The sequence below is a fragment of the Mycobacterium sp. 852013-51886_SCH5428379 genome, from assembly GCF_001665575.1.
Lineage (GTDB): Bacteria > Actinomycetota > Actinomycetes > Mycobacteriales > Mycobacteriaceae > Mycobacterium.
Genome location: NZ_LZSU01000021.1, coordinates 1 through 22346, shown reverse-complemented (window position 1 = coordinate 22346; position 22346 = coordinate 1). Strand labels below are relative to the sequence as shown.

Sequence of the window (22346 nt, the reverse complement as noted above, 5' to 3'; positions counted from 1 at the left end):
GATGATGACTTGCGTTCGGAAGGGTGGCGCGTGCCGCGCCGGTACGGCTAGTCGGCGTAGGGGCCGAGCAGCAGTTGCTGAATGACCGGACGGCTCCAGCGGATCAGCTCGTCGTGCGTCAGATTCGCCACCGCGGGATTGGCGAGCACGTAGCGCGTGGTGGCCAGGCCGATGACGAAGGCCCCCAGGAGTCCGGCGCGTTGCGCGGGACGGTCGGGGGCGACGGCGGCGAGCGTGGGCCCGACCTGGGTGGCGAACACCCGGCGCAGCGCGTCGGCCGCGGTCTCGCTGGTCATCGCCGCGCGCAGCAGGGCGACGAACGTGGTGTCCTGCTCCCACACCGCGAAGAACCGGGACAGCAGCGCATCGGCGACCTCGCCGGGCGCGAGCGCCGTGAGATCGGGCAGATCGATGGTGAATTCGGCGGCCTCGGCGAAGAGTTCCTGCTTGCTGCCGAAGTAGCGGATGATCAGCGCCGGATCGACGCCGACGTCCGCGGCGACGGCACGCATCGTGGTGCCGGGGTAGCCGTCGGTGGCGAATCGCCGCCGCGCCGCGGCCAGGATGTCGGCGCGGGTCTGCGGCGCATTGCGCGATCTCGCCTTCTCCATCCGGTGAAGGATAGGCGGTTTCGGGTGTTCCTCTGGTTTTCCTCCTTATCAGCGCGGTCGCGCTCTGGCATGCTGGTGATCATGACCGATCCCTCACCGTTCGGCAGCAACAATCCCGACGGCACACCGCCCCCGCCTCCACCGGGTCAGGGCTACCCGCCGCCGTACCCGCAGCAAAGCGGATACCCGCAGGGCGGCTATCCGCCCCCGGGCGGGTACCCGCCGTCGTACTACGACCCGTCCGCGCCCTACGGCCGGCACCCGATCACCGGGGAACCGCTGTCGGAGAAGTCCAAGCTGATCGCCGGGCTGCTGCAGCTGCTGGGTCTGCTCGGTCTGGTCGGCTTCGGCAGGATCTATCTCGGCCAGATCGGCCTCGGCATCGCGCAATTGGTGGTGGGCCTGGTCACCTGCGGCATCGGCGCAGTCGTCTGGGGCATCGTCGACGCCATCCTGATCTTCACCGACAAGGTGCGTGACCCGCAGGGGCTTCCGTTGCGCGATGGCTCCTGAGGCTCCACCACGCCGCGGTGCACCGCGCGCCGTAACCCTCGGCGCCGGCGCCCTGGCCGCCGGGGCGCTGGCCTACATCGGTCTGGCTGATCCGCACCGACCCGGCTTCGTCGCGCCGATGTGCCCGTTCCTGCACCTCACCGGTTGGCTCTGCCCGGGGTGCGGCGGCCTGCGGATGACGCACGACCTGCTGCACGGCGACCTCGCCGCAGCCGTGACCGACAACGTCTTCCTGCTCGTCGGGCTGCCGCTGCTGGCGCTGTGGGCGCTGGTCCGGCGCAGGCAGGGTCGTTCGATGCTGCCGCCTTCGGCCGTCGTGGTGATCCTCGTCAGCGCCGTCGTCTGGACCGTGGTCCGCAACCTGCCCGGATTTCCGCTGGTCCCGACCCTTCTCACCGGGTAGCCGGCCCCGCCTCGCTGATACACTCGGTTTTCGGGCCGTCGCAGTCCCAGATCCCCCATGATCACGACTGCGGAGGCGTTCCCATGCTCTATTCGGCACTGCCCGACGCCCAGGGGCTCTACGACCCGGAGCGCGAGAAGGATTCGTGCGGCGTCGCCATGATCACCGACATCCGGGGCAGGCGGTCGCATTCGATCGTCGCCGACGCACTTGTCGCACTCGAACACCTCGATCACCGGGGTGCCGCAGGCGCGGAGACCAACAGCGGCGACGGGGCCGGCATCCTGCTGCAGTTGCCGGTCGAATTGTTCGCCGCCGTCGTCGATTTCACGCTGCCCGCGCCGACCTGCGCGGGAGACAACACCTACGCGGCCGGAATCTGTTTCCTGCCCACGGAGTCCGGAGAACGTGCCGAGGCCACCCGGCAGATCGAGGCGATCGCGGCGGACGAAGGGCTCGACGTTCTCGGCTGGCGGGTGCTGCCCACCGACCCGGCGGCCGCCGACGTCGGTGTCACGGCGCGGGGCTGCATGCCCTTCATGGCCCAATTGTTCGTCGCCGCACCGGAAGTCGACGGCATCCGGCCCGGTGGCATCGACCTCGATCGGCTGGTGTACCCGCTGCGCAAACGCGCCGAGAAAGCCGCCGGGGTGTACTTCCCGTCCCTGTCGAGCCGCACCATTGCCTACAAGGGCATGCTGACCACCGTTCAACTGCCGCTGTTCTTCCCCGATCTGCGCGACGAACGCTGCGCCAGCGCCATCGCGATCGTGCACAGCCGCTTCTCCACCAACACGTTTCCGTCCTGGCCGCTGGCTCACCCGTTCCGGTTCCTCGCCCACAACGGCGAGATCAACACCGTGCGCGGCAACCGCAACCGGATGCATGCCCGTGAGGCGATGCTGGCCACCGATCGCATCCCCGGGGACATCGCCCGCCTCTCACCGATCTGCACACCGGAGTCGTCGGACTCCGCATCGCTGGACGAGGTGCTCGAACTGCTGCACCTGGGCGGGCGCAGCCTGCCGCACGCGGTGCTGATGATGATCCCCGAGGCGTGGGAGAACAACGCCTCGATGCCCGCAGACGAACGCGCGTTCTGGCAGTTCCACGCCTCGCTCATGGAGCCGTGGGACGGACCGGCCTGCGTGACGTTCACCGACGGCGCCGTGGTCGGAGCGGTGCTGGACCGCAACGGATTACGGCCGGGCCGGTGGTGGCGCACGGTTGACGACCGCATCGTCCTGGCCAGCGAGAGCGGTGTGCTGGACATCCCGTCGGCGCAGATCGTGGCCAAAGGCCGGCTGCAGCCCGGCAAGATGCTGCTCATCGACACCGCCGCCGGTCGCATCGTCTCCGACGACGAGCTCAAACAAGGCCTGTCGAGCGCCGAGGCGTACGAGGAGTGGTTGCACGCCGGCCTGCTCGACCTGGCCACCCTGCCGGACCGCGTCCGCGTGACACCCAACCACGAGTCCGTGGTGCGCCGCCAGATCGCCTTCGGCTACACCGAGGAGGAACTGCGCATCCTGCTCACGCCGATGGCGGCCTCCGGTGGCGAGCCGTTGGGGTCGATGGGTACCGACACGCCGCCGGCTGTCCTCTCGCAGCGGTCGCGGTCGCTCTACGACTACTTCGTCGAACTCTTCGCCCAGGTGACCAATCCGCCGCTCGACGCGATCCGCGAAGAGGTCGTCACCAGCATGGCCCGCATCATGGGGCCCGAACAGAATCTGCTGGAGCCCACGGCCGCGTCGTGCCGCCAGATCCTGCTGGAGTGGCCCGTACTGGACAACGACGAGCTCAACAAGCTCGTCCACCTCAACGACGACGGCGAGCATCCGGGACTGCGCAGCGCGGTGCTCAAGGCGCTCTACGACGTCGAACGCGGGGGAGAAGGGCTGGCCGAGGCGCTCGAAGAGCTGCGGCACCGGGCCTGCGAAGCCATCGCCGACGGTGCCCGCACCCTGGTCATCTCCGACCGCGACTCCGACCACACCCGCGCTCCCATCCCGTCGCTGCTGGCGGTCTCGGCAGTGCACCACCATCTGGTGCGCACCAAGGAGCGCACCAGCGTGGCCCTGGTCGTGGAGACCGGCGACGCCCGCGAGGTGCACCACGTCGCGATGCTCATCGGGTTCGGCGCGGCCGCGGTCAACCCGTACCTGGCGTTCGAGTCCATCGAGGACCTCATCCGGGAGGGTGAGCTCACCGGCATCGAAACCGCCACGGCACTGCGCAATTACCTCAAGGCGCTCGGCAAGGGCGTGATGAAGGTGATGAGCAAGATGGGCATCTCCACCGTCGCGTCCTACACCGCCGCACAGGCCTTCGAGGCGGTCGGCATCGACCGCGTAGTCGTCGACGAGTACTTCACCGGCACCCCCTCGCAGATCGGCGGCATCGGCCTCGACGTCATCGCCGAGGAGGTCAAGCTGCGCCACCGCCGCGCGTATCCGGAGAATCCCACCGAACGGGTGCACCGCCGCCTCGAGGTGGGCGGTGAGTACGCCTACCGCCGGGAGGGGGAACTGCATCTGTTCACCCCGGAAGTGGTTTTCCTGCTGCAACATTCGACGCGCACCGGACGCTACGAGGTGTTCCGGCAGTACTCCGACGAGGTCGATCGGCTCTCCCGTGAAGGCGGGACACTGCGCGGGCTGTTCGAACTGAAGAAGGGAGTGCGCCCCTCCGTACCGCTGGAGGAGGTCGAGTCCGTGGAATCGATCGTCACCCGGTTCAGCACCGGCGCCATGAGTTACGGTTCCATCAGCGCCGAGGCACACGAGACGATGGCCATCGCGATGAACAACCTCGGCGGCCGGTCGAACAGCGGCGAGGGCGGCGAGGACGTCGACCGGCTGTACGACCCGCGCCGCCGCAGCGCCGTCAAACAGGTCGCCTCTGGGCGCTTCGGTGTCACCAGTGACTACCTGGTCAACGCCACCGACATCCAGATCAAGATGGCCCAGGGCGCCAAACCCGGTGAGGGCGGCCAACTTCCGGGCTACAAGGTCTATCCGAGCATCGCCAAGACGCGGCACTCCACCCCGGGGGTCGGCCTGATCTCCCCGCCGCCGCACCACGACATCTACTCGATCGAGGACCTCGCCCAGCTGATCCACGATCTGAAGAACGCCAACGACCGGGCCCGCATCCACGTCAAGCTGGTCGCCGGTGTCGGAGTGGGCACGGTCGCGGCCGGGGTGTCCAAGGCGCACGCCGACGTCGTACTCATCTCCGGCAACGACGGTGGCACCGGCGCCGCGCCGCTGACCAGCCTCAAACACGCGGGCGCGCCGTGGGAGATCGGTTTGGCCGACGCCCAGCAGACACTGGTGCTCAACGGCCTTCGCGACCGCATCACCGTGCAGTGCGACGGCGGGATGCGCACCGCCCGCGACGTCATCGTCGCGACGCTGCTCGGCGCCGAGGAGTTCGGCTTCGCCACCGCACCCCTGGTCGTGTCGGGATGCATCATGATGCGGGTCTGCCACCTCGACACCTGCCCGGTCGGGGTGGCGACGCAGAACCCCGAACTGCGCGCCCGGTTCAACGGCAAGGCCGAGTACGTGGAGAACTTCTTCCGTTTCATCGCCGAGGACATCCGGCGCTACCTCGCGGATCTGGGGTTCCGCAGCGTCGACGAGGCCGTCGGCCACGCCGAACTGCTCGACACCGCAGAGGGTGTCGAACACTGGAAGAGCCGGGGCCTGGACCTCACGCCGATCTTCGCCGTGCCCGACGATCACCACGGCGGACCCACCCAGCGGCGCAAGGTCGCCGACCAGTACCACGCGCTGGACCGGGCGCTCGATCAGACCCTGGTCCAACTGGCTGAAGGCGCCCTCGAAGACGCCCGGCCCGTGCGTCTGGAACTGCCGATCCGCAATGTCAACCGAACCGTCGGCACGATGCTCGGTGCCGAGGTCACCCGCCGCTACGGTGCCGCGGGCCTGCCCGACGGCACCATCGACGTCGCCCTGGCCGGATCGGCGGGACAGTCCCTCGGGGCCTTCCTGCCGCCCGGGATCACGATCACGCTCACCGGCGACGCGAACGACTATGTCGGCAAAGGACTCTCGGGCGGCCGGATCGTCGTGCACCCCGCCGACGACGTGCTGTTCCTGCCCGAGGACAACGTCATCGCCGGCAACACTCTGCTCTACGGCGCCACCTCCGGCGAGGTGTTTCTGCGTGGCCGCGTCGGAGAACGCTTCTGCGCCCGCAACTCCGGCGCGCTGGCCGTCGTCGAGGGCGTCGGCGACCACGCCTGCGAATACATGACCGGCGGACGGGTGGTCGTCCTCGGACCGATCGGCCGCAACATGGCCGCCGGGATGTCCGGCGGTATCGCCTACGTGCTGGCGCTCGACCCGGCGAGGGTCAATCCCGCGATGGTGGAGCTGCAGCGGCTCGAACCGGAGGATCTGACCTGGCTGCGCGACGTGGTCTCCCGGCACGCCCGGCTCACCGGCAGCACCGTCGCCACATCGTTGCTGGCGGACTGGCCGCGTCGGAGCGCCCAGTTCACCAAGGTCATGCCCACCGACTATCAGCGCGTTCTGGAGGCCACCCGGATGGCCAGGGCCGAGGGACGCGACGTCGACACCGCGATCATGGAGGCCAGTCGTGGCTGATCCCACCGGATTTCTCAGAGTGCCCAGGGCCGAGGCCACCAAGCGGCCCGTCGACGAACGGGTCGGCGACTGGCGGGAGGTGTACGAACGCCAGGATGCGAAGGAGCGATCCGCAGAGGTCTCGCAGCAGGCCCGTCGCTGCATGGACTGCGGAATCCCGTTCTGCCACTCCGGAACTGCGGGCTGCCCGCTGGGCAACCTGATTCCCGAGTGGAACGATCTGGTGCGGCGCGGCCGCTGGGACGCCGCGAGCGAACGCCTGCACGCCACCAACAACTTCCCCGAGTTCACCGGCCGGCTGTGCCCGGCGCCGTGCGAGGCGGCGTGCGTACTGGCGATCAGCGAGGACCACACCGGGGGCGCCGTCACCATCAAGCGCATCGAGAACACCATCGCCGACCAGGCGTGGGCGCTGGGTCTGGTCGCTCCGCAGCCGGCGTCGATCAGCACCGGTAAGCACGTCGCGGTGGTGGGCTCCGGGCCCGCCGGTCTGGCCGCGGCCCAGCAGCTCACCCGCGCCGGTCACGACGTGACGGTCTTCGAACGCGACGACCGGATCGGCGGGTTGATGCGCTACGGCATCCCCGAATACAAACTGGAGAAGACGACGCTCGACCAGCGGCTGGCGCAGATGCGGGCCGAAGGCACACGGTTCGTCACCGAATGCGAGGTGGGGGTGGACCTGACCGTCGAGCAGCTGCGCGCCCAGTACGACGCCGTGGTGCTGGCCGTCGGCGCCCTGCGGGCCCGCGACAACGACACCGCGGGCCGCGCTCTCGACGGGGTCCATCTCGCGATGGAACACCTCGTCCCGGCCAACCGGGAGTGCGAAGGTGACGGCCCATCGCCGGTTTCCGCGGCGGGTAAGCACGTCGTGATCATCGGCGGCGGCGACACCGGAGCCGACTGCCTGGGCACCGCCCACCGGCAGGGCGCCGCATCGGTCACGCAGCTCGACTACAACCCCGAACCGCCGGAGACCCGCGACAACGCGCACAGCCCCTGGCCGACGTGGCCGCTGGTGCTGCGCACCCGGCTGTCGCCGGCGCACGCGGAGGGCGGAGAGCGCCGCTACCAGGTGGCCGTACAGCGCTTCCTCGGCGACGAGCACGGCCACGTCCGCGCCATCGAGATCGCCGAGGTCAAGGTCGAGCGGGACGAAAACGGCCGCCGTCGAATCACCCCGGTCGGGGACACGCTGGAGATCCCGTGCGACATGGCGCTGCTGGCCATCGGGTTCGACGGCGTCGAGCACATGCCGCTGCTCGACGGCCTCGGCCTGACGCTCAATCGCCGCGGGGCACTGCCGTGCGGGGCGGACTGGCAGACCGACGCGCCGGGGGTGTTCGTGTGCGGGGACGCCCATCGCGGCGCGTCGCTGCTCGTGTGGGCGATCGCCGAGGGCCGCAGCGCCGCCCACGCGGTCGACGCGTACCTGATGGGGGACTCGGATCTGCCCGCTCCGGTGCGGCCGGGCGCGGTTCCCCTGGCCGTCTGAGTCGGACCGCGTCTGAATCGATTAACGACTACGATGAGAAAACGTGAATAGACGCGGGAAGATCGTCTGTACCCTCGGTCCGGCGACGGGTACCGAGGAGGCAGTCCGAGCGCTGGTAGAGGCCGGTATGGACGTCGCGCGGCTGAACTTCAGCCACGGCGAACACGCCGATCACGAGGACAACTACAAACGGGTGCGGGCCGCGTCGGACCGCACCGGCCACGCCGTCGGCATCCTCGCCGATCTGCAGGGTCCGAAGATCCGGCTCGGCCGGTTCGCCGACGGCCCCACCGAGTGGAAGACCGATGAGATCATCCGGATCACCGTCGACGACTGTGAGGGCACCCACGACCGGGTGTCGACCACCTACAAGCGGCTGGCCGAGGACGCCACCCCCGGCGACCGGGTGCTCGTCGACGACGGCAACGTCGCCCTGGTGGTGGAGTCCATCGAGGGTTCCGACGTGGTCTGCCGCGTCACCGAGGGCGGCCGCGTCAGCAACAACAAGGGGATGTCACTGCCGGGGATGAATGTCTCCGCGCCTGCGCTGTCGGAGAAGGACATCGAGGACCTCGAGTTCGCGCTGCGCCTCGGCGTGGATCTGATCGCGCTGTCGTTCGTGCGGTCCCCGGCAGACATCGAGCTCGTGCACGAGATCATGGACCGGGTCGGGCGCCGTGTACCGGTGATCGCCAAACTCGAGAAGCCCGAGGCGGTCGACAACCTCGAGGCGATCGTGCTCGCGTTCGACGCGATCATGGTCGCGCGCGGCGATCTCGGCGTCGAACTCGCGCTCGAAGAGGTGCCGCTGGTGCAGAAGCGCGCCATCCAGATGGCCCGCGAGAACGCCAAACCCGTCATCGTCGCCACCCAGATGCTCGAGTCGATGATCGAGAACTCCCGGCCCACCCGCGCGGAGGCCTCCGACGTCGCCAACGCCGTCCTCGACGGTGCCGATGCGGTGATGCTGTCCGGGGAGACCTCGGTCGGCAAGTTCCCGCTGGAGGCGGTGCGCACGATGGCGCGCATCATCTGCGCGGTCGAGGAGAACTCGGTCATGGTCCCGCCGCTGACCCACATGCCCCGCACCAAGCGCGGCGTGATCTCGTACGCGGCCCGCGACATCGGCGAACGGTTGGACGCCAAGGCGTTGGTGGCCTACACGCAATCCGGTGACACGGTGCGCCGGTTGGCCCGGCTGCACACACCGCTGCCGCTGCTGGCCTTCACGTCGCTGCCGGAGGTGCGCAGTCAGCTGTCGCTGAGCTGGGGCACCGAGACGTTCATCGTTCCGCACATCCAGACCACGGACGGCATGATCCGGCAGGTGGACAAATCGCTGCTGGAGCTGGGCCGTTACCGGCGCGGCGACCTCGTGGTGGTGATCGCGGGCATTCCACCGGGCACAGTAGGCTCCACGAATCTGATCCACGTCCACCGCATCGGGGAGGACGACGTCTAGGCAGGGTGATTGCGTGCAAGCAGACTTCGACGAGCTGCTCGCCGTACTCGACCTCCGGCAGATCGGTGCCGACACGTTCGTCGGCGGTCATCCGAGCAAGAATCCGGTCCGGACGTTCGGCGGGCAGATGATGGCGCAGGCGTTCGTCGCGGCCGGGCGCACCCTCGAGCACCGCATCGCGCCGAGTGCGCTGTCGGTGCACTTCATCGCCGGCGGCGATCCGGCGCGGGATCTCGAGTTCCGGGTCACCCGGCTGCGCGATGAGCGCCGGTTCGCCAACCGTCGGGTGGACGTCTGTCAGGGCGACGACGTGCTGACCACCGCGATGGTGTCGTACATGAACGGCGGCCGCGGGCTCGAGCACAGTGTCGCGGCCCCCGAGGTCGCGGCCCCGGAGGAGCTGCCCGGGATCGACGAACTGCTGCGGGGCTACGAGGAGACCGTGCCGCATTTCGTCAGCGCGCTCCGCCCGATCGAATGGCGCTACGCCAACGACCCGGCGTGGGTGATGCGTGACCGCGGCGGACGGCTCGACCACAACCGCGTGTGGCTTCGGACGGTCGGTCCGATGCCCGACGATCCGGTGCTCCACGCCGCGGCGATGGTGTACTCCTCGGACACCACCGTGCTCGACAGCATCATCACCACCCACGGCCTGTCGTGGGGGTTCGACCGCATCTTCGCGGTGACCATGAACCATTCAGTGTGGTTCCACCGCCCCATTCGCTTCGACGAGTGGGTGCTCTACTCGACGGAGTCGCCGGTGGCCGCCGAATCTCGCGGACTCGGCAGAGGCCACTTCTTCGACCGGTCCGGCGCGCTGCTGGCCACCGTCGTGCAGGAAGGCATCGTCAAGTACTTCCCGGCGGGTTAGCGCCGCACGCGGTAGCGCAGATAGACCACCCCCGAGTCGAACGCTCGGGTCTCCACCAGGTCCAGGTTCACCCGTCGCTCGTGATGGTCGAAGAACGGCGTGCCGCCACCCAGCAGTACCGGGCACACCCTGATCCGGTACTCGTCGATCAGACCCAGCGCGGCGGCCTGCGTGGCCAGATCCGGTCCGCCGATCGCGATGTCGCCGTCGTCCGGTTCGGCGCGGCACCGCTCGATCTCCTCGGCGACGCCACCGGCCGCGAGCCGGGCGTTGCCCCGCACCGCCGTCAGCGTCGACGAGAAGACCACCTTGGGCAACGCGTTCCAGAGGTCGGCGAACTCCCGCTCGGCGTCGTCGAGCGCCGGACCGTCCGCCGCGTCCTCCCAATACAGCATGGTCTCGTAGAGTCGACGGCCCATCAGGTGGACGCCGACGCCGCGCACCTCATCGGTGGCCAGCCGGAAGACCTCCGGGTCCGGTGTGCCCCAGTCGAACCCACCGTCGGGCCCGGCGGTGTATCCGTCGAGCGAGACGGTCAACGAGTAGGTGACGCTGCGCATCCGAAGACTACGGCGAGGGCGTCACCGAGATGTTGAACTGCTCTTCGATGTTCTGCTGGAACTGGTCCTGGCATTCCTGCTGTGCCTCGGAATCGCTGCCCGCCTGCTGCAGGCAGTCGTAGAGGTCGGTGCCGCCGACCTCCTGGACGAACTGCACCGTCAGCACGATCGCCACGATCGCCACGATGATCGACAGCAGACCGAGCACAATGCCGGCGAGTGCGATGCCGCCGTTGGTGGCCTCACCGCGTTTGGCCCGGCTGCGGCCGATGACGCCGAGGATGACGGCGACGATGCCGAGCACCACACCGCCGTAGACCGACAGCAACGCGATGATCGCGACGATCAGGGCGGCGATGCCGACACCGTTCTTCGGTGCCTGCTGTACGGGTCCGGCGCCGTAGCCGCCGGGCGGTCCAGCGGGGTAACCGCTTGGCGGCGGTGGCGGATAGCCGCCCGGCGCCGCGCCGTAACCGTAGGGCTGTTGCTGGTACGGCTGCTGCTGCGGATACGCCTGCTGCTGCCCGGGATTGGGCGGCGGCGGTGGCGGCGGTGGCGTCGACGAGGGGGTGTTCTCGGGCTTGTCCGGCTCGGTCATGCAGCGTGACGTTACCCGTTGGCGGGCGTCTTGACCTGCAGATAGCAGCCCAGATCGGCGGGAATCTGGTGCGTGGCCACCACCACCGTCCGGTCGGCGGCGAAAAGCCCACCGGGCGTGAGCAACTCGGACAGCATCCGGCCCGCGTCGTCGGCGTCGAGGTGTTCGGTCGGCTCGTCGAGCAATACCACGGGAAAGTCGGACACCAGTGCGCGCGCCAGTAGCAACCTGCGGCGCTGACCCGCCGACACCGCGGCGGCGCCGCCGGTCAGCATCGTGGACAGACCGTTCGGCAGCTGCTCGAGCCAGTCGCGCAGACCGACGCGGCGCAGCGCGTCGAGCAGTTCGGCGTCGGTGGCGTCACCGCGCGCGACGAGCAGGTTGTCTCGCACCGTGGTGGAGAACAGGTGCGCGTCCTCCGCGAAAAACGCTCGGGCGCCCGTGGATTCATCGATGGTCTCGGCCATCGCCATCAGCAGCGTGGTCTTGCCGGAACCGCTCGGCCCGGTGACAGCGACTCGGTCGCCGGTGTGCAGCGGAATCGGAGACACGACAGGTCTTGGTCTCGCGGTCGGCGCCGGGTCGGTGAGGTCGTACAGACGTCGCGCCGCGATACGCGAACGGGTGAGCTGAACCGCTGCGGCGGGCAGCGCGGTGGTCGCCTCGAACGCCGACAGCGGCAACAGCATCAGGATCGCGAGGGTCGTCGGCGCCACCGATCCGGCCAGGGCGATGCCCGCAACGGCGGCGCCCAGCACACTGACGCCCGTCGCCACGGTGGGTACCGCCCCGGCCAGGGCGGCCGGTGCCGCCGCGCGATCGGCCGCCGCACCCCAGTCGCCGTGTCGGGCGTCGGCCTCGGCGATCACCTCGGACAGACGCCCGCTGACGCGCAACTCCGGCGCATGCTCCAGCGCGAGCAGCACCGCCGCATCGCGCTCGGTGTGCGCCTGTACGCCGGCGGTCTCGGCTGCGGTGACGGCGCGCGCGGACAGCGCAGGCGCCAGCACGCCGGCCACCACCAGACAGCAGGCCAGCAGCGCCGCGGCCGGCAGCGAGATGACCGCGAGGACGCCGACGGCGGCGGCGCCGAGCACCACGGCGACCGCGATCGGCAGCACCGCCCGCACGAGGACGTCGGCGAGGTCGTCGACCGAGGAGCCGATGCGGGTCACTAGTTCGCCGCTGCGCCACCGCATCGCCACGTCTGGCGGCGCGGCGGCCAACCGGCGGAAGAGCCCGGTCCGCGCATCGCCTGCGGCGCGCAGGGCGGTGTCGTGGGCGGCGAGGCGCTGACAGTAACCCAACACGCCGCGAGCGATTCCCAGCGCGCGGACTGCGACCGCCGCAACGGACAGGTCGAGCACCGGGGGCATCTGCCACGCCCGCGTGATCAGCCACGCGGCGATCCCCGCCAGTGCCAGCGCGCTGCCGAGCGACAGCACGCCCAGCGTGGTGGCCCACAACAGTCGCGGCAGGCGGGGACGCAGTAGCTCCAGCGCGAACCGGACCTCGTCACGAGACAAGGACGCCACCTCCCACCCGGACCACGAGGTCGCCGATGTCGAGCACGGGTGCGCGGTGTCCGACGACGACCACCGTGGCGCCGGCGCGGGCGCGGGCCACGATGGCCCCGAGCACCCGCCGCTCCAGCGCCGCGTCGAGGTGCGCGGTCGGCTCATCGAGCAGCAGTACCGCCGCGCAGGATCCGAGCGCGCGGGCCAGTCCCAGCCGCTGTCGCTGCCCGAGGGACAGGCCCGTGCCGTCCCGGCCCAGGACGGTGTCCAGACCGTCGGGCAGTTCGGCGATCACCTCATCGAAACCCGATACGCGACAGGCGTATTCGGGATCGGTGAGTGGACCGAACAGATCAAGGTTCTCGCGGACGGTGCCGGGGACCAGCACGGGCCGGTGCGCCAGCCAGGCGATCTGGGGCCACCAGTGCGGCAGGTCGAGGTCGGCGACATCCACCCCGCCATCGGAGGTGGACACCCGAACCCGCCCGGCCGGTGGCGGGTTGAGGCCCAGGATCGCCTGCAACGTGGTGCTCTTACCGCAGCCGTTCGGCCCGGTGAGCACGCTGACGCGGCCGGGTTCGAGGTCGGCGCCCAACGCGTCGAGGTGGATCGTCGCGCCCGCAGCGGTGACCTCCCGGGTGCCGCCGGACCGCTGGCCCTCGGTGTCGAGCAGCCGCAGGGCGCGTTCGGCGGCGGTCTTCCCGTCCTGAGCGGCGTGGAATTCCACGCCCACCCGGCGCAGCGGCCAGAACACCTCGGGCGCCAGCAGCAGCGCGGTCAGCGCGGCGACCAGCGTGACGTCGCCGAATACCAGCCGCAGCCCGACGCTCACGGCGATTAAAGCGACCCCGAGGGTGGCGAGCAGTTCGAGGACCAGGGCCGAGAGGAACGCGATACGCAGCGTCGCCATCGCCGATCGGCGGTGTGCGACGGACAGTTCCTCGATGCGGTCTGCCGAGCCGGCTGCCCGGCCGAGGGCCCGCAGCGTCGGGATGCCGGCGACCAGGTCGAGCAGCCGGGCCTGCAGGGTCGTCATCGCGTCCAGCGCCGCCGCCGAACGGTCACGGGTCAGCAACCCGATCAGCACCATGAACACCGGGATGAGCGGCAATGCGACCAGGACGATCGCCGCCGACTGCCAATCGATCACCGCGATCGCGAGTACCGCTGCCGGGGTGAGGATTCCGGCGAGGAATACCGCAGGCAGATATCCGGTGAAGTACGGGCGCAGCCCGTCCAGGCCGCGGGTGAGGACCACGCCCGCCTCGTCGCGCACCATCGCCAGCCGGCGCGGTGGTGCGGCCGTCACGGTCCGCAGCACCCGCGCCGACAACTCGGCGATGACCGCGGTGGCGCCGCGCTGCGACAACCGACCCTGCACCGCCTGCGCGAGCGTCCGCACCGCCCACAGCGCAGCCAGCAGCGTCATGTCGGGGAACCAAGAATCCACTGTGCGGTAACCGGATTCGGTGATCACCCCAGCGATGATTCGTGCGGTGACCATCGCCGACCCGATGGTCGCCGCGCTGATCACCACTCCACACGCCACCGAGGCGATCAGATGCCGCCGGATCGGGGCCGACGTGCGCCACAGGGTCAGTTCGACTGCCATGACAGCCCGGTCGGATCGGGGATGCGGTCGGCTGAGACGCGTTTGCGGAACACCCAGTAGGTCCAGCCCTGGTAGCCGATGACCATCGGCGCGAAGACGAGCGCCGCCCACGACATGATGGTCAGGGTGTAGTCACTCGACGAGCCGTTCTCGATCGTCAGACTCCACGCCGGATTCAGCGTCGACGGAATGAGGTTCGGGAACAGGCACGCGAAGAGCAACACCACCACGGCGGCGACCACGGTCGCGGTGAAGGTGAACGCCCAGCCCTCGCCGGTACCCGACCAGATGCGCACGACGGCGGCCGTGAGCGCGACGGCGGCCACCACGAGCAGGCCCCACGTCCAGCTCTTGCCGTACGCCAGCTGCGTCCACAGGCCGAAGCCACCCACCGAAACCAGGGCGGGCAGACCGAGCGCACCGGCGAAGCGCCGCGCGTCCGCACGCAGCGAACCCTCCGATTTCAGCGTCACGAACACCGCTCCGTGCAGGGCGAACAGCGTTGCGGTCGCCAACCCGCCCAGCAGCGTGTAGGCGTTGAGCAGATCGGTGACGCCGAGGTGGATCTGCTTGTCGGCGTCGACAGGCAGGCCGCGCACCAGCGCGGCGAAGGCGACGCCCCACAGCACCGCGGGGACCCACGAGCCGGTGGCGATCCCGATGTCGGCCCAGCGGCGCCAGCGCGGATCGTCGATCTTGCCGCGCCACTCTATCGCCACCACCCGCACGATCATCGACAGCAGGATCGCCAGCAGCGGAAGGTACAGCCCGGAGAACATCGTCGCGTACATGTCCGGGAAGGCCGCGAACATCGCGCCGCCCGCGGTGATCAGCCACACCTCGTTGCCGTCCCAGACCGGGCCGATCGTGTTCAGCGCCGCGCGGCGGTGCTTATCGGGTTCGCCGTCGGCGATGCGGCCGAACAGGCCCATCAGCATGCCGACCCCGAAGTCGAAGCCCTCGAGGACGAAGAAGCCGAGGAACAGGAAGGCCAGGAGAAAGAACCAGAGTTCCGGAAGTCCCATCGCTACAGCCCTTTCAGTACGCGAACGACAGGGGCGCGACGTCGTCATCGGCAGGCGGCGCCGGGGGAGCGGGTTCGGCGTCGTGCTCCTGGGGTCCTTCGGCGACGTAGCGCCGCAGCAGCCAGAACCAGATGACGGCGAGCACCGCGTAGATCGCGGTGAACGTGATCAGAGACGTGAGCACCATGCCCACCGAGTGGCCCGACACGCCTTCGGCGACGGTGAGCCGCAGCTGCGGGTCACCGGTCGGGTTGGGCACCACCACCCACGGTTGCCGGCCCATCTCGGTGAACACCCAGCCGGCGCTGTTGGCCAGGAACGGCGTCGGGATGGTGAGCAGCGCGAAACGGGAGAACCAGCGCTGGTCGGGGATTCGGCCGCGGCGCGTCAGCCACAGCGCGGTCAGGGCGAACAGCGCAGGCACCGCGAGCAGGCCGATCATCGCGCGGAACGACCAGTACGTCACGAACAGATTCGGCCGGTAGTCACCGGGGCCGTACTCCTGCTCGTAGCGGTCCTGGAGATCCTGCACCCCTTCGAGGTGAACACCGCTGAACCGGCCCTCGGCGAGGAAGGGCAGCACATACGGCACCTCGATGAGGTGCACGACGCTGTCGCAGTTGTTGTGCGTGCCGACGGTCAGGACCGAGAAGTCCGGATCCGTCTCGCTATGGCACAACGACTCGGCCGAGGCCATCTTCATCGGCTGCTGCTCGAACATCAGCTTGCCCTGGACGTCGCCGGTGTAGACCAGCGCGCCGGCCGCAACGAGCGTCACCAGACAGCCCATCAGGGTGGCCGGCCGGAACAACGTCGCGCCCTCACGATCGTCGCGCCGGTGTGCGCGCACCATCCACCAGGCGCACACGCACGCCACGAATGTGCCTGCGGTCAACAGGGACCCGGCCACGGCATGGGTGAAGGCGGCGATCGCGGTGTTGTTGGTGAACAGCGCCACGATGCTGGTCAGCTCGGCGCGGCCGGTCTCCGGGTTGATCGTCGCGCCGACGGGGTGCTGCATCCACGAGTTCGCGGCGATGATGAAGAACGCCGACAGGTTGACCGCGATCGCGACCACCCAGATGCAGGCCAGGTGTACGAGCCGGGGCAGCCTGGTCCAGCCGAAGATCCACAGCCCGATGAACGTCGACTCGAAGAAGAACGCGGCCAGGCCCTCCATGGCCAGCGGCGCGCCGAAGACGTCACCGACGAACCGGGAGTACTCACTCCAGTTCATCCCGAACTGGAACTCCTGCACGATCCCGGTGGCGACGCCGATGGCGAAGTTGATCAGGAAGAGTTTCCCGAAGAACCGGGTGAGCCGGTACCAATGCGGGTTTCCGGTGGCCACCCACAGGGTCTGCATCACCGCGATCAGCGGCGCCAGACCGATGGTGAGCGGTACGAAGATGAAGTGGTAGACCGTGGTGATCCCGAATTGCCACCGCGATACGTCCAGCGCGTTCATTGCACCTGCCTTTGCGGGCGCGACGCTGCGCCAGCTCTACGACAGACTGTAGTAGTTGCTGGGGTGTGCGACCAGGTGTGTTACGTCACCGCGGCGGTGCACCGCAAGTTGACTTTGCCGTGAGAACGCCGAAATCGCCGCGTCGACGATCTCGGTGCAAAGTCAACGCGACAAGGCCGCTACGTCACCGAGTGCGTGTGCGATTCGGTCCGGATCCGGATGCCCGCGATCACCTCGAACAGGCCGATCACGATGAGGATGACGCCGGTCACCTGGGTGAGTGCGACCAGCCCCTCGAGCGGTGCGACGAACATGATGAGGCCGGCGATGACGCTGATGACACCGACGATGATCTCCCAGACGCGTCCGGGCAGCGACTGGTCGCCGAATGCCGACATCGCCGTGGCGACGCCGCGGAAGATGAACCCGATGCCGATCCACAGCGCCAGCAGCTCGATGGAGTTGGACAGGTTGATGAAGCACAGCACCGCCAGAACCAGTGCGGCCGCACCGCCGATGAACAGCAGCACCCGCCCGCCGACCGAATTGCGCACGCTGAACGCCAGCACCACCTGGGCGATGCCGGTGACGAGCAGATAGGCGCCGAAGAAGATGGCGGTGACCAGGATCGCCGCACCGGGACGCACGAAGATCAGCACGCCGAGCAGGATGGCGAGCAACCCCGAGACGAGGGTGTAGATCCACAGGTGACGCAGGACGCCGGGCGCTGCCGAGGTTTGCATGCGCGCAGTGTGGCACAACGTCCGACACGCCGGTCCGGTTTCACCGCTTTGCGCGCGGTCGTTCTCCTGCCGCCGAGTTACGCCTCCACTACTGTTCGATTACCGGCAGTGCGCGCTGAGTTCCCGGCCGCTAACGTCATCGCGTCGAAGACGTGATCGGTACCGATGTGAGAGAAGAGAGGCAACCGTGTCAGCAGGATGTCAGGACCGTCGCGGCAGGATGTGGCGCTTGGTCATTCCCCGGGCCGTGCTGTTCGCCGCAACCGGTGCAATCGCGTTGTCCGGCTGCGCCAGTGGCGGAGATTCGGGCGGATCCGACGGCGGCGAATCCACCGCGGCGAGCGGTGCCAAGGTCGAGGAGATCGCCAACACCGTGCCCGAGGACATCAAGTCCACCGGCAAGCTGATCGTCGGCGTCAACATCCCGTACGCCCCCAACGAGTTCAAGGACGAGACCGGCAAGATCGTCGGGTTCGACGTGGATCTGATGAACGCGATCGCCGCCACCCTCGGGCTGACCCCCGAGTACCGCGAAGCCGACTTCGCCAAGATCATCCCCTCGATCCAGGGCGGCACCTTCAACGTCGGCATGTCGTCGTTCACCGACACCAAGGAGCGCGAGCAGTCGGTGGACTTCGTCACCTACTTCTCCGCGGGTACCCAGTGGGCCCAGCGGCCCGACAACCCGGTCAATCCGGAGGACGCCTGCGGCAAGAAGGTCGCCGTCCAGGCCACCACGTACCAGGAGACCGACGAGCTGCCGGCCAAGAGCAAGGCGTGCACCGACGCGGGTAAGGCGCCCATCGCGATCACCCCGTTCGACGGTCAGGACGCGGCTACCAACGCCGTCGTCCTGGGCCAGGCGGACGCGATGTCGGCGGATTCGCCGGTGACCGCCTATGCGATCAAGCAGAGCAACGGCAAGCTCGAACCCGCGGGCGAGATCTTCGACGCCGCGCCGTATGGCTGGCCGGTGGCCAAGGGCTCGCCGCTGGCGCAGTCCCTGCAGCAGGCCCTCGAGCACCTCATCGAGGACGGCAAGTACGAGGAGATCGCGAAGAATTGGGGCGTCGAGGCCGGCATGATCGACAAGCCGGTCATCAACGGAGCGATCAGCTGACGCGATGACCGATGCCGACTCGCCGTCACCCGCCGCCAGCCCGGCTGCCATAGACGCAGTACCTCTCAGGCATCCCTGGCGGTGGATGGCGGCGGTCGTCATCCTCGTCCTGGCCGGACTGTTCCTCTACGGCGCGGCCACCAACGAGGCCTTCCGATGGGGCACGTATTGGGAGTACCTGTTCAACGAGCGGGTGCTGACGGTCGGTGTCGTCAATACCCTGCAGCTGACCGTCTATTCGATGGTGCTCGCGCTCGCGCTGGGCATCCTGCTCGCGGTGATGCGGCTGTCGCCCAACCCCGTCTTCAAGGCGGTGTCGTGGGCGTATCTGTGGATCTTCCGCGGCACCCCGGTCTACGTGCAGCTGGTGTTCTGGGGGCTGCTGCCGACGATCTACCAGAATGTCCAGCTCGGGGTGCCGTTCGGACCGTCGCTGTTGCATCTGGACCTGCAGTCGCTGTCGTTCCCGTTCCTGCTGGCGATCCTCGGTCTGGCACTCAACGAGGCCGCCTACATGGCCGAGATCATCCGCGCCGGCATCACCTCCGTGCCCGAGGGCCAATTGGAAGCGTCGACCGCGCTGGGCATGTCGTGGGGTCTGGCGATGCGGCGCACGGTGCTGCCCCAGGCGATGCGCGTGATCATCCCGCCGACCGGCAACGAGGTGATCAGCATGCTCAAGACCACCTCGCTGGTCACCGGTGTGCCGTTCGCACTCGACCTCTACGGCATCACCTCACGCGAGATCGCGTCGCGCATCTTCGAACCGGTGCCGCTGCTGATGGTCGCCGCGACGTGGTACCTGGCCATCACCAGCGTCCTGATGGTGGGGCAGTACTACCTCGAGCGGTATTTCTCACGCGGCGCGTCGCGCAGGCTGACGAGTAAGCAGCTCGAGGCGCTGGCCAAGGCGCAGCTGGGAGAGCAGCCGTGACGGCCCCCATGGTGCGGGCCGACCAGGTCTGCAAGAACTTCGGCGCCCTCCAGGTCCTCAAGGGTGTCACCCTCGAGATCGGTCGCGGGGAGGTGCTGTGCATCGTGGGCCCGTCCGGTTCCGGCAAGTCGACGTTCCTGCGGTGCATCAACCATCTCGAGCAGGTCAACGCCGGACGTCTCTACGTCGACGGTGAGCTGGTCGGTTACCGCGAACGCGGTAACAAACTGCACGAAATGGCGCCGCGGGATGCCGCGCGGCAACGCCGCGACATCGGGATGGTCTTCCAGCACTTCAACCTGTTCCCGCACCGCACCGCGCTCGGCAACGTCGTCGAGGCCCCCATCCAGGTGAAGGGGGTCAAGAAGGCCGAGGCGCTGGCGCGGGGCAGAGATCTGCTCGAGCAGGTCGGCCTGGCGGACAAGGCCACCGCCTATCCCGCCCAGCTGTCCGGCGGTCAGCAGCAGCGCGTCGCCATCGCCCGCGCGTTGGCGATGAACCCGAAACTGATGCTGTTCGACGAGCCGACGTCCGCACTGGACCCCGAACTGGTCGGGGAGGTGCTCGGGGTGATGAAGAAGCTGGCGTCGGAGGGGATGACGATGGTGGTGGTCACCCACGAGATGGGGTTCGCCCGCGAAGTCGCCGACAAGCTGGTCTTCATGGATGGCGGCGTGATCGTCGAGACGGGCAACCCGCGCGAGATGATGAGCAACCCCCAGCACGAGCGCACGAAAGCCTTCCTGTCCAAGGTGATGTAGGTGCCGGCACCGGTGGATCCGGCCACCCCGCTGTGGCGGGCGGCGCAGGTGTTCCGGCTGCTGAGTTGCCTGTACGCGTTGGGGTTTCAGATCGCGGTCAATCCCGACCTGGACCGGCCGGCGGTGGCGTGGACGCTGTTCGCCGTGCTGATCGGCTGGAGCGCGGCCTGCGCGGTGGCCTACCTGTCGGGCTTCGGACGCAGACCGGCCTGGGTCGCGGCCGAGATCGTGGTGGTGGTCGCGCTGATGCTGTCCACCGATCTGGTCGCCGGTGCCCAGTGGGTGGCCGACAATCAGTCGTGGCCCACCACACTGTGGGCGACCAACGCCACCATCTCCGCGGCGATCCTGTTCGGCGCCGTCCCCGGGATGCTGACCGGGGTGGTCGTGATGGCGGCGTCGGCCGCGGTGAAGGGCCACGTCCACATCGACCTCGGCCGCAACGCCACGATCGTCATCGAACTGGCCGTCGGCCTGGCAGTCGGGATGGCCGCACAGACCGCACGCCGCGCACATGCCGAACTCGAACAGGCCACGCGGTTGTCCGCGGCGCTCGAGGAGCGCGAGCGGCTGTCACGCCAGGTGCACGACGGCACCATGCAGGTGCTGGCCCTGGTGGCCCGCCGCGGTCGTGAGATCGGCGGTCCGACAGCCGAACTCGCGGAGCTGGCGGGGGAGCAGGAGCGCGCGTTGCGACGGCTGGTCAGCGGCGCGGGTGTGGCCGTGCCCGCGGGTGCGCGCACCGACGTTGCGGAACTGCTGCGGCGGCGGGCCTCCGACCGCGTCTCGGTCAGCGTGCCCGCCGAACCGGTCCTGCTCGACACGCACGTCGCCGACGAACTGTGCGCCGCTGCGGTCAACGCGCTGGACAACGTCACCGCCCACGCCGGCCCCGACGCCCGCGCCTACGTCCTCGTGGAGGACCTCGGTGATGCGGTGACCGTCAGCGTGCGCGACGACGGACCGGGCATCCCGGAGGGCCGGCTCGCCGAGGCGGCCGAGCAGGGCCGGATGGGTATCGCGAAATCGATTGTGGGACGGATGGACACGCTGGGCGGCACCGCCCGGCTGTACACCGGCCCGGAGCCGGGCACCGAATGGGAGCTGACGGTGCCGCGGGCGGGGGAGGATGACGCTGGTGACCGGTGAGCAGACGACGGTGATGGTCGTCGACGACCATCCGATCTGGCGGGACGCGGTGGCCCGCGACCTCGCCGACGAGGGATTCTCGGTGGTCGCGACCGCCGACGGGGTGGCCTCGGCGCGACGGCGTGCCGAGGTCGTCCAGCCCGGGGTGGTGGTGATGGACATGCGCCTGGCCGACGGCGACGGCGCGCAGGCCACCGCGCAGGTGCTGACGGTGTCACCGAGTTCGCGGGTGCTGGTGCTCTCGGCGTCCGACGAACGCGACGACGTCCTGGAAGCTGTGAAGGCCGGCGCCACCGGCTATCTGGTCAAGAGCGCGTCGAAAGCCGAGCTGAGCGCGGCGGTGCGGGCGACCGCGGAGGGCCGCGCTGTGTTCACGCCCGGCCTGGCGGGCCTGGTGCTCGGCGAGTACCGGCGGATCGCGCAGGAGCCCGCCGGGCCGGCCGGGCCGGCGGGGCCCAGCCTCACCGATCGTGAGCTCGAGGTGCTGCGCCACGTGGCCAAGGGCCTGACCGCCAAGCAGATCGCCGCGCGGCTGTCGCTGAGCCACCGCACTGTGGAGAACCACGTGCAGGCGACGTTCCGCAAACTGCAGGTGGCCAACCGGGTGGAGCTGGCGCGGTACGCGATCGAGCACGGACTCGACGAAGACGGGTAGTCCTACTCATCCGCGCGCGGCGCCCGCGCGTGAGGATCGGGATATGACCGAACCGCAACGCGCCGTGATCGCCCGGCTGTCGGCGGACTTCGCCGCCGTCTCCCACCAAATGAGCCGTCTGTCAGCCGATCTCGTCGAGTTGGACCGGCTGCTCACCCAGCGGCCACCGCAACCACCGCCCGTGCCGGTGTCTTATACACATC

General features: G+C 69.1%; 19 protein-coding genes. 11 read left to right on the top strand and 8 right to left on the bottom strand.

Annotated features, from left to right (window positions below):
• Positions 1-47: 47 nt before the first annotated feature.
• Positions 48-611, bottom strand: coding sequence for a TetR/AcrR family transcriptional regulator (locus A5757_RS09675; protein WP_066832504.1), 564 nt, complete (start codon positions 609-611; stop codon positions 48-50).
• Positions 612-692: 81 nt separating this feature from the next.
• Between A5757_RS09675 and A5757_RS09670 the strand changes: the two genes are divergently transcribed.
• The 6 genes from A5757_RS09670 (at position 693) to A5757_RS09645 (ending at position 10001) form a co-directional block, all read left to right on the top strand.
• Positions 693-1124 (top strand): NINE protein, encoded by a 432-nt coding sequence (locus tag A5757_RS09670; protein WP_066832922.1) that lies wholly within the window; start codon positions 693-695, stop codon positions 1122-1124.
• Positions 1114-1527, top strand: coding sequence for a DUF2752 domain-containing protein (locus tag A5757_RS09665; protein WP_066832501.1), 414 nt, complete (start codon positions 1114-1116; stop codon positions 1525-1527). The genes A5757_RS09670 and A5757_RS09665 overlap by 11 nt, the downstream gene beginning before the upstream one ends.
• An 83-nt stretch (positions 1528-1610) precedes the next feature.
• On the top strand, positions 1611-6167 hold the full coding sequence (gltB, locus tag A5757_RS09660; RefSeq protein WP_066832498.1) for a glutamate synthase large subunit: 4557 nt from the start codon (positions 1611-1613) through the stop codon (positions 6165-6167).
• Positions 6160-7665, top strand: coding sequence for a glutamate synthase subunit beta (locus A5757_RS09655; protein WP_066832495.1), 1506 nt, complete (start codon positions 6160-6162; stop codon positions 7663-7665). Before gltB ends, A5757_RS09655 begins: the two co-directional genes overlap by 8 nt.
• A gap of 43 nt (positions 7666-7708) precedes the next feature.
• A complete protein-coding gene (gene pyk / locus A5757_RS09650; protein WP_066832492.1) occupies positions 7709-9127 on the top strand; it encodes a pyruvate kinase in 1419 nt (472 codons plus the stop codon).
• Between the two features lie 13 nt (positions 9128-9140).
• Positions 9141-10001: an acyl-CoA thioesterase II gene (locus A5757_RS09645; protein WP_066832489.1), complete on the top strand. Its 861-nt coding sequence runs from the start codon at positions 9141-9143 to the stop codon at positions 9999-10001.
• Here A5757_RS09645 and A5757_RS09640 read toward each other — a convergent pair.
• The 7 genes from A5757_RS09640 to A5757_RS09610 all read right to left on the bottom strand — a co-directional run bounded on the left by A5757_RS09640 (position 9998) and on the right by A5757_RS09610 (position 17524).
• The gene (locus A5757_RS09640; RefSeq protein WP_066832486.1) at positions 9998-10561 is read right to left on the bottom strand and encodes a dihydrofolate reductase family protein; all 564 of its coding nucleotides are present in this window, start codon (positions 10559-10561) and stop codon (positions 9998-10000) included. The two genes, A5757_RS09645 and A5757_RS09640, sit on opposite strands and share 4 nt — an antisense overlap.
• Before the next feature lie 7 nt (positions 10562-10568).
• On the bottom strand, positions 10569-11159 hold the full coding sequence (locus A5757_RS09635) for a DUF4190 domain-containing protein (RefSeq protein WP_066832483.1): 591 nt from the start codon (positions 11157-11159) through the stop codon (positions 10569-10571).
• An 11-nt stretch (positions 11160-11170) separates the two neighbouring features.
• Complete coding sequence (locus A5757_RS09630; RefSeq protein ID WP_066832919.1) at positions 11171-12685, bottom strand: ATP-binding cassette domain-containing protein; 1515 nt, start codon at positions 12683-12685, stop codon at positions 11171-11173.
• Positions 12675-14288 carry a thiol reductant ABC exporter subunit CydD gene (gene cydD / locus A5757_RS09625; protein WP_066832480.1) on the bottom strand — a complete coding sequence of 538 codons (1614 nt, stop codon included), beginning with the start codon at positions 14286-14288 and terminating at the stop codon, positions 12675-12677. The genes A5757_RS09630 and cydD overlap by 11 nt, the downstream gene beginning before the upstream one ends.
• Entirely contained in the window at positions 14273-15313 is a 1041-nt protein-coding gene (gene cydB, locus A5757_RS09620; RefSeq protein ID WP_066832477.1) for a cytochrome d ubiquinol oxidase subunit II, read from the bottom strand. Before cydB ends, cydD begins: the two co-directional genes overlap by 16 nt.
• Positions 15314-15326: 13 nt before the next feature.
• Positions 15327-16781, bottom strand: coding sequence for a cytochrome ubiquinol oxidase subunit I (locus tag A5757_RS09615; RefSeq protein WP_066832474.1), 1455 nt, complete (start codon positions 16779-16781; stop codon positions 15327-15329).
• A gap of 179 nt (positions 16782-16960) precedes the next feature.
• A complete protein-coding gene (locus A5757_RS09610) occupies positions 16961-17524 on the bottom strand; it encodes an HdeD family acid-resistance protein (RefSeq protein WP_066832471.1) in 564 nt (187 codons plus the stop codon).
• A gap of 220 nt (positions 17525-17744) precedes the next feature.
• Here A5757_RS09610 and A5757_RS09605 point away from each other — a divergent pair, with 220 nt between their 5' ends.
• Genes A5757_RS09605 through A5757_RS09585 form a run of 5 tightly spaced genes read left to right on the top strand, consistent with a single transcriptional unit; the run spans position 17745 to position 22143 of the window.
• Positions 17745-18644, top strand: coding sequence for an ABC transporter substrate-binding protein (locus tag A5757_RS09605; protein WP_066832468.1), 900 nt, complete (start codon positions 17745-17747; stop codon positions 18642-18644).
• Positions 18645-18648: 4 nt separating this feature from the next.
• Complete coding sequence (locus tag A5757_RS09600; protein ID WP_066832465.1) at positions 18649-19578, top strand: amino acid ABC transporter permease; 930 nt, start codon at positions 18649-18651, stop codon at positions 19576-19578.
• Positions 19579-19586: 8 nt separating this feature from the next.
• Positions 19587-20339, top strand: coding sequence for an amino acid ABC transporter ATP-binding protein (locus A5757_RS09595; RefSeq protein WP_066832462.1), 753 nt, complete (start codon positions 19587-19589; stop codon positions 20337-20339).
• The gene (gene macS / locus A5757_RS09590; RefSeq protein ID WP_066832459.1) at positions 20340-21488 is read left to right on the top strand and encodes a MacS family sensor histidine kinase; all 1149 of its coding nucleotides are present in this window, start codon (positions 20340-20342) and stop codon (positions 21486-21488) included.
• Positions 21469-22143 carry a response regulator transcription factor gene (locus A5757_RS09585; RefSeq protein WP_066832455.1) on the top strand — a complete coding sequence of 225 codons (675 nt, stop codon included), beginning with the start codon at positions 21469-21471 and terminating at the stop codon, positions 22141-22143. The genes macS and A5757_RS09585 overlap by 20 nt, the downstream gene beginning before the upstream one ends.
• The last annotated feature ends 203 nt before the right edge of the window (positions 22144-22346 follow it).

Bases quoted from the DNA above. Each gene is read 5' to 3' on its own strand.
- A5757_RS09585 (WP_066832455.1), top strand. From the start codon at position 21,469: ATGACGCTGGTGACCGGTGAGCAGACGACGGTGATGGTCGTCGACGAC.
- A5757_RS09600 (WP_066832465.1), top strand. From the start codon at position 18,649: ATGACCGATGCCGACTCGCCGTCACCCGCCGCCAGCCCGGCTGCCATA.
- A5757_RS09675 (WP_066832504.1), bottom strand. From the start codon at position 611: ATGGAGAAGGCGAGATCGCGCAATGCGCCGCAGACCCGCGCCGACATC.
- A5757_RS09640 (WP_066832486.1), bottom strand. From the start codon at position 10,561: ATGCGCAGCGTCACCTACTCGTTGACCGTCTCGCTCGACGGATACACC.
- cydB (WP_066832477.1), bottom strand. From the start codon at position 15,313: ATGGGACTTCCGGAACTCTGGTTCTTTCTCCTGGCCTTCCTGTTCCTC.
- gltB (WP_066832498.1), top strand. From the start codon at position 1,611: ATGCTCTATTCGGCACTGCCCGACGCCCAGGGGCTCTACGACCCGGAG.
- A5757_RS09635 (WP_066832483.1), bottom strand. From the start codon at position 11,159: ATGACCGAGCCGGACAAGCCCGAGAACACCCCCTCGTCGACGCCACCG.
- A5757_RS09605 (WP_066832468.1), top strand. From the start codon at position 17,745: ATGTGGCGCTTGGTCATTCCCCGGGCCGTGCTGTTCGCCGCAACCGGT.
- A5757_RS09595 (WP_066832462.1), top strand. From the start codon at position 19,587: ATGGTGCGGGCCGACCAGGTCTGCAAGAACTTCGGCGCCCTCCAGGTC.
- A5757_RS09665 (WP_066832501.1), top strand. From the start codon at position 1,114: ATGGCTCCTGAGGCTCCACCACGCCGCGGTGCACCGCGCGCCGTAACC.
- A5757_RS09670 (WP_066832922.1), top strand. From the start codon at position 693: ATGACCGATCCCTCACCGTTCGGCAGCAACAATCCCGACGGCACACCG.
- A5757_RS09610 (WP_066832471.1), bottom strand. From the start codon at position 17,524: ATGCAAACCTCGGCAGCGCCCGGCGTCCTGCGTCACCTGTGGATCTAC.
- cydD (WP_066832480.1), bottom strand. From the start codon at position 14,288: ATGGCAGTCGAACTGACCCTGTGGCGCACGTCGGCCCCGATCCGGCGG.
- A5757_RS09615 (WP_066832474.1), bottom strand. From the start codon at position 16,781: ATGAACGCGCTGGACGTATCGCGGTGGCAATTCGGGATCACCACGGTC.